Below are 3,114 nucleotides of genomic sequence, written 5' to 3'. Positions count from 1 at the left end.
AGACGGGAATGCACGCCCCGTAGCTCCTGTTCCCAGAGGTTGACAGGTGAGGTCATAGGACACCTCCCTTGGTGTTAGGAAGATAGAGAGTCATCATGATACAATATGGATCACGGCTGTAGTACTAAAACCATATCCCCGTTTCTATGTTTACTAGCTCTTCTTTTTCATGTGGAATTTTATGATTTCTCAATAGCCCTCCTGATAAGCTGGTTAAGCCAGAACACAAAATTCCATTCCCCCTCTGAAATTGAGGCGAAATTCTGGCGATTTCACCCTGAAATTCCTCATAAAAAATAATTTAAAACAATAAGATAATCATAAAATCTCTATGTGGAAAATAAGCAAAATAAAGCGCTTTTCAATTTAAAAATTTTACATTTATAGTTTTATGTAGGATATTTAAATAAAATCAAAAAACCTACACATACGGTAAAATAATGAATAAAACCTATAAACAATTAGACAAAGTTGCGCAAAGGTCAGTTCGTCTACTCCAGTCGCTCAGTCACCAAATCCAAAGCCAAAAGCTGGAGTTGAGTAAAACAGCCTATTACCAAACGTATTCAAAGGCGGCTCTCGCAAAATTACCCAAGTTAACGCGCGCCAGCGTGGATTATGCCGTTAACGAAATGGAAGCGCAGGGATATGTATTTGGCAAAAAGCAAGCAGGCTCTTCATCCAAGTACGCAATGACAATTGAGAACATCATAGATCTGTACCATCACAGAGGCGTACCCAAATACCGGGCTCGCTATCACGAAGCATTGACCTTCTTTATAGGTAACTTGAAGGGAGGAGTATCCAAAACCGTCAGTACAGTTTCTCTGGCACATGCATTACGCACCCATCCGCACTTGATTTTCGAGGACCTTAGGATCTTGGTTATCGACCTTGACCCACAGGCATCGGCAACCATGTTCCTCGATCATGAGCAATCTATCGGTTCTGTTGATACAACATCAGCCCAAGCTATGTTGCAAAACGTTTCCCGCGAAGAACTGCTGTCTGAATTTGTCACGTCTTCAGTTGTTACAGGCGTAGATATTATCCCTGCATCCATTGAAGACGCATTCATCGCATCACGTTGGGAAGAACTCTGCGCAGAACACCTGCCAAACCAGAACATCTATACCATCCTTCGCGAAAATATCATTGATAAAGTGAAACATCATTACGACTTCATCTTTATCGACAGCGGGCCACACTTGGACTCTTTCTTATCTAACGCGATCGCTGCCTCAGACTTTCTTATGACTCCAATCCCACCCGCACAAGTGGATTTCCACAGTACGCTGAAATACTTGGCTCGCTTGCCGGAGCTGGTAGAAATAATCGAATCTACAGGTGCATCAACTCGCCTCAGAGGTAACATCGGTTTTATGTCCAAATTAGTTAATAAGACCGATCACAAGCTCTGTCATAGCCTGGCAAAAGAAATTTTTGGTGGTGACATGCTTGATTTCGCCATCCCCCGCCTAGATGGATTCGAGCGTTGTGGAGAATCCTTTGATACCGTCATTTCCGCAAACCCTGCTACGTATATCGGCAGCGGCGAAGCGCTAAAGAATGCGAAAGGCGCAGCAGAAGACTTCGCCAAAGCAGTTTTTGATCGTATTGAATTCATCAGGGTCAACAGAGGCAATAATGCAAAATAAAAAACGTCTAACCATTGGCAGAACATTTAATTCAGTATCCTTGGATACACCAGTAGAGAACCAAACTACAGAACAGCGTTTCACCCTGGCTTCGGGTCAAACAGCCATATTTCAACTCGAACATATTCCAGTCGATAAACTGGAATCTGAAACGACCGTTAATTTTTTGGTTAACGGTCGAGATCAAAATGCGCTGACAAAAGAATCTGTCAGTGACATCATACGCACTATCAGTCTTCAACAATTCTTCCCAGCAATAGGCCGTCGTATTGATGGCAAGATAGAGATTCTGGATGGTTCTCGCAGACGCGCCGCCGCGATTTTCTGTAGTGTTGGTTTAGATATTTTAGTCACGAACACCAACATCAACTCCGATGACGCAAGACAACTTGCCGCAGATATCCAGACTGCAAGAGAGCACAACATTCGTGAAGTCGGCTTGCGCCTGATCCAGTTGCGGGAAGGGGGGATGACTCAGAAGGAAATCGCTGAGTCTAGCAACATGTCACAATCCAAAGTGACTCGTGCAATCCAGTGTGCTTCAGTACCTAGTGATATTGTTGCTATGTTTCCTGTCATCGCAGAATTGAGCTATCCAGACTATAAAGCACTTTTAGGCGTCACCATTGACATCAAGAAAAACAAACTTTCGATTGACGAAGTCATTAGCTGCGTGCGTAGTGAAATCCAGCATATGGATAAAACCAAGCTAGTTGCTCCCGACGAAATGAAGTCGAACATCATCAAACTGTTTAAAGATTTTAGCAGCAACAAAGCAAAAAAAACCGCAGCAGAAAAGCAGCAGGTGAGTTCTCTTTGGAACTTCAAAAATAAGGATTCTTTTGCTCGTAAACGAGCTAAAGGTAGAGCCGTGAGTTTTGAATTTAACCGTGTACCAAAAGAATTTCAGGAAGAATTGGAAGGAATGATCCAACTATTAATGCGAAAACATTTCGATTTAAATGAATAATTCGCCAGCCTACTTCACCTATAATTAAATGAATTTGACGCGTTGCTCGACTTTAACATCCTATAACATTGACTTGTTGAAGTCGAGCATCGCGTTAAGAATATCATATTAGCGCTTTGGTGTCGTGACCTGATATTCTAAATTTCTAAGGAAAACTTTTCATTAACACCAATCTCTTCAATAAAATCTGGATCATGACTTACGACCAAGATACTACCGTTAAATTGATGTAGGGCCTTAGCTAGCTGAACTCTAGAATCAATATCTAGGTGATTATCTGGTTCATCAAGCAAAAGAAAAAAGTCTCCGACTTGATTAACCTCAGCTTCGCTTAAAAATAGCGATCTCATTATCCCGTAGATTCAAGCTCGGTTTTTTTAGGTTGGAATGTATAAGCAATAAGGCCGGCAGTAACTTCCAATAAAAAACCGAGTTGACTGCGATGCCTTGAATGCTCTATCTGAGAAATATTCTTGAGCTGATCGA

At 41.9% G+C, this 3,114-nt stretch carries 3 protein-coding genes and 1 pseudogene; 2 read left to right on the top strand and 2 right to left on the bottom strand.

Features of this window, described 5'->3' with window-relative positions; all coding sequences use genetic code 11:
• The first annotated feature begins 440 nt into the window (after positions 1–440).
• On the top strand, positions 441–1,658 hold the full coding sequence (locus AACS92_RS22300) for an AAA family ATPase (protein ID WP_099111993.1): 1,218 nt from the start codon (positions 441–443) through the stop codon (positions 1,656–1,658).
• Positions 1,648–2,628 (top strand): ParB family protein, encoded by a 981-nt coding sequence (locus AACS92_RS22295; protein WP_099111992.1) that lies wholly within the window; start codon positions 1,648–1,650, stop codon positions 2,626–2,628. The genes AACS92_RS22300 and AACS92_RS22295 overlap by 11 nt, the downstream gene beginning before the upstream one ends.
• A 137-nt stretch (positions 2,629–2,765) precedes the next feature.
• Here the strand turns inward: AACS92_RS22295 and AACS92_RS22290 are convergent, their stop codons facing one another.
• Both AACS92_RS22290 and AACS92_RS22285 read right to left on the bottom strand, forming a co-directional pair.
• Positions 2,766–2,978 carry a hypothetical protein gene (locus AACS92_RS22290; protein WP_099111991.1) on the bottom strand — a complete coding sequence of 71 codons (213 nt, stop codon included), beginning with the start codon at positions 2,976–2,978 and terminating at the stop codon, positions 2,766–2,768.
• Positions 2,978–3,114: pseudogene (locus AACS92_RS22285) on the bottom strand (IS982 family transposase); the annotation flags it as partial. The pseudogene AACS92_RS22285 and the gene AACS92_RS22290, both read right to left, overlap by 1 nt.

It is taken from the genome of Xenorhabdus sp. KJ12.1 (assembly GCF_963876495.1).
Lineage (GTDB): Bacteria > Pseudomonadota > Gammaproteobacteria > Enterobacterales > Enterobacteriaceae > Xenorhabdus > Xenorhabdus stockiae.
This window is presented reverse-complemented; position numbering and strand designations above follow the sequence as displayed.

What these genes read in the sequence shown, in the direction of transcription:
- AACS92_RS22300 (WP_099111993.1), top strand. Translation starts at nt 441, where the DNA reads ATGAATAAAACCTATAAACAATTAGACAAAGTTGCGCAAAGGTCAGTT.
- AACS92_RS22290 (WP_099111991.1), bottom strand. Translation starts at nt 2,978, where the DNA reads ATGAGATCGCTATTTTTAAGCGAAGCTGAGGTTAATCAAGTCGGAGAC.
- AACS92_RS22295 (WP_099111992.1), top strand. Translation starts at nt 1,648, where the DNA reads ATGCAAAATAAAAAACGTCTAACCATTGGCAGAACATTTAATTCAGTA.